Source organism: Candidatus Cyrtobacter comes (assembly GCF_034470605.1).
Classification (GTDB): domain Bacteria; phylum Pseudomonadota; class Alphaproteobacteria; order Rickettsiales; family Midichloriaceae; genus Cyrtobacter; species Cyrtobacter comes.
This window is the reverse complement of the sequence record NZ_JARGYT010000119.1, coordinates 1-2,864: the sequence shown is the minus strand read 5'-3', so window position 1 is coordinate 2,864 and position 2,864 is coordinate 1. Positions and strand designations below refer to the sequence as shown.

Here is a 2,864-nt window from a genome sequence, read left to right as displayed (position 1 = left end):
GGAAACAACCTTTTATCCATCTAAATACCATATTTATCGCCTCCAATATAATATTGCATCTTTTCCATTATTTGGCAAAACCTTTGTTAACAGTGCCTAATCATGGTGATATTTCTCATATATATGAGGGCGCTGCCTGCGGCAAAGGTTTTGACCCTCTCACAGATGTAAAATCTTGCATAAACGCTAATTTTGAAAACGTGGATGATCTGGCGATCTAACAGAATTATTCTTTTTATATTAATTGTTGTATATTTTCTATAAACCATAATGCTAAATTCAAAAAATATCGTGGATAGAAGTAGTATCACTAAAACAGGAGTTGATAGTGCTTTCTTTTCTATAAGACAAAATACCACCACAGATAGTGGTGGATACGCCTTTCATTTGGCTATATCTAGAATGCTGAATGAGTGCGTGACAAATCAAGGGGAATCACCATCTGGTAGTGCTACATATAAGCCATTTAACCCTCTTTATAGCACAAAAAGTGATCATCATGCTCTGACCGGCTTTGGAACTTATAAGGACACACTCGCACATGATCCACACCTCACCAGTTATTATGCTTATGATTATAACGAAAAGCACAGCAATCTTGCGGACTCTTTTCATCAAGCTATTAAGGGGTGCTTTGGAATAAATCAAGATTTCCAGCACGACAGTAACTTTACAGCTAACTTCAGTTATAATGGTAAATACAAGTTTGTATTTACTAGGATGGTAATGGTGCGTGATGGAGCGGAAAATCTGTATTCTCCATATTGGACCATTAGGCAAAATCCTGGTGGTAAGTACAAACTCGCCTGCCCAATAAAAGAAGATAACCATTATTATGGATTTGTTCTTTACAATGAGGATGGTGCTTCTTATGCATATGAAGCCATAGCCTGTAATAAAAACCTCAATCCACTTACAGATATAGAATCTTGCATAAACACTCATTTTGAAGATGTGGCAGATCTATTTTGATAGTTCTCTGTTCATCAAGATTCATTACAATAGTAAAGCTATGGTGGCGTTATTGTGTTCATATTTCTCCTTATTCTGATACTTCCACTGCTAGGCTCTTATAAATTCGATTATATCGTTATAAAATTTTATGAATAAAAGCCAATCTAATATTACCAAAATACCTGTTGGTTTTTTTACAGCAAGATATGAGACTATTACCGCCACTGATGAACATAAATTTTATTTAGGAATATCCAACACATTAAAAAAATGTGTAACAAATCAAGGTGGCTCTGGTACATATAAGCCATTTAATCCTCTTTATAGCACGGAAAGTGATCATCATGCGCTAATCGGCTTTGGAACTTATAATAAAGAACTTGCACATGATCCGCGCATCGCTATCTATTATGCTTATAATTATAATGAAGAGCATAGTGATCTTGCTGATTATTTTCATGAAGCTATTAGGAAATGTTTTGGAATGGGTGATAGAGCGGGTTATAAGGGTATACATAACAATGATATTATTACTAACATACTATATAATGGTATAGACCGTAATTATACATTTACTAGGACTGTTATACTGCAACAAGATGAAGCAGAAAAGCTTTATTCTCCATATGAGGTTCTAAGACGTGGTGGTGACCCAGGCAGACAGTTCACAACTTGCTCGATAAAAGGAGGTAGTGGTTATTATGGATTTGTTCTTTATAATGAGCATGGGGCTTCTTATGCATATGAGTGTAATGTATGCTATAAAGGTTTTAACCCCCTCACAGATATAGAATCTTGCATAAACGCTCATTTTGAAGATGTGGCTGATCTAACCCAATCATTCTTTTGATATTAATTATTATATATTTTCTATAACATAATGCCAAACTCCAAAAATATCATGAACAAAAGTAGTATCACGAAGACAGGAGTTTATAGTACTTTCTTTACTGCGAGATATAATACCACCACAGATAGTGGCGAATACGCCTTCCATTCAGCTATTTCTAAAATGCTGAAAAAGTGCGTGACAAACCAAGGGGAATCACCATCTGGTAGTGCTACATATAAGCCATTTAACCCTCTTTATAGCACAAAAAGTGATCATCATACACTAATCGGTTTTGGAACTTATAAGAACCCACTTACACATGATCCACGCATCACTAGTTATTATGCTTATGATTATAACGAAAAGCACAGTAATCTTGTTGATTTTTTTCATCAGGCTATTAGGAAATGCTTTGGAATGAATAATCATTATGATGCACCTACTACTATAGTTACAGATATACAATATCATAACAACCGTAAATATATAGTTACTAGGATGGTTATGGTACAGGATGAAGCAGAGAAGCTTTATTCTCCGTATGATATCTTAAGACGAGGCCTTGATGCTGACAGTCAATTCACCACTTGCTCGATAAAGGGAGATAATCATTATTATGGGTTTGTTCTTTATAATGAGGATGGCGCTTCTTGCGCATATGAGGCTAATGCCTGTTATAAAGATTTCAATCCACTGATAGATATAGAATCTTGTATAAATGCTTATTTTGGAAATATGTCAGATATATAAACATTTCTGTAAGCTCATAATACTTAATTATAGCAAATTAACTTGAGGCTCTTTTATAATGCAAGCAAGAATTTACTAAAGAGTTTTTCTTTTTTAAATGTATTATCTCGAATTCAATAATTTTGATAAAAAGATTATTATGTTTCTCATCACGTTAACGCTGAAGGATTCATATCCCTTTGTCTATAGTTTAAATATAGGAAATTCTTCATGAAATTGTGAGTATTGCCTAAATAGTATAGTCACGAGATTTTTGCCCACAAAGCAATGTATCTAATTTGCACAGCAGCTAAAAAAGATTTGGCATTTTTAGCGTAACGACTGGCAA

4 protein-coding genes and 1 pseudogene are annotated in these 2,864 nt (G+C 34.2%); 4 read left to right on the top strand and 1 reads right to left on the bottom strand.

Features of this window, described 5'->3' with window-relative positions; genetic code table 11:
- The 4 genes from Cyrtocomes_RS05835 to Cyrtocomes_RS05820 all read left to right on the top strand — a co-directional run.
- On the top strand, positions 1-221 hold a 221-nt coding region (locus Cyrtocomes_RS05835; protein ID WP_322498249.1), incomplete at its 5' end, for a hypothetical protein.
- 49 nt (positions 222-270) lie between these two features.
- A complete protein-coding gene (locus tag Cyrtocomes_RS05830) occupies positions 271-972 on the top strand; it encodes a hypothetical protein (RefSeq protein ID WP_322498248.1) in 702 nt (233 codons plus the stop codon).
- 130 nt (positions 973-1,102) lie between these two features.
- Positions 1,103-1,804 carry a hypothetical protein gene (locus tag Cyrtocomes_RS05825; RefSeq protein WP_322498247.1) on the top strand — a complete coding sequence of 234 codons (702 nt, stop codon included), beginning with the start codon at positions 1,103-1,105 and terminating at the stop codon, positions 1,802-1,804.
- 30 nt (positions 1,805-1,834) lie between these two features.
- Positions 1,835-2,536: a hypothetical protein gene (locus Cyrtocomes_RS05820; protein ID WP_322498246.1), complete on the top strand. Its 702-nt coding sequence runs from the start codon at positions 1,835-1,837 to the stop codon at positions 2,534-2,536.
- Between the two features lie 242 nt (positions 2,537-2,778).
- Here Cyrtocomes_RS05820 and Cyrtocomes_RS05815 read toward each other — a convergent pair.
- Positions 2,779-2,864, bottom strand: a pseudogene (locus tag Cyrtocomes_RS05815) (IS5/IS1182 family transposase); the annotation flags it as partial.

Excerpts from the sequence above, each read along its gene's own strand:
- Cyrtocomes_RS05830 (WP_322498248.1), top strand. The coding sequence starts at position 271 with ATGCTAAATTCAAAAAATATCGTGGATAGAAGTAGTATCACTAAAACA.
- Cyrtocomes_RS05820 (WP_322498246.1), top strand. The coding sequence starts at position 1,835 with ATGCCAAACTCCAAAAATATCATGAACAAAAGTAGTATCACGAAGACA.
- Cyrtocomes_RS05825 (WP_322498247.1), top strand. The coding sequence starts at position 1,103 with ATGAATAAAAGCCAATCTAATATTACCAAAATACCTGTTGGTTTTTTT.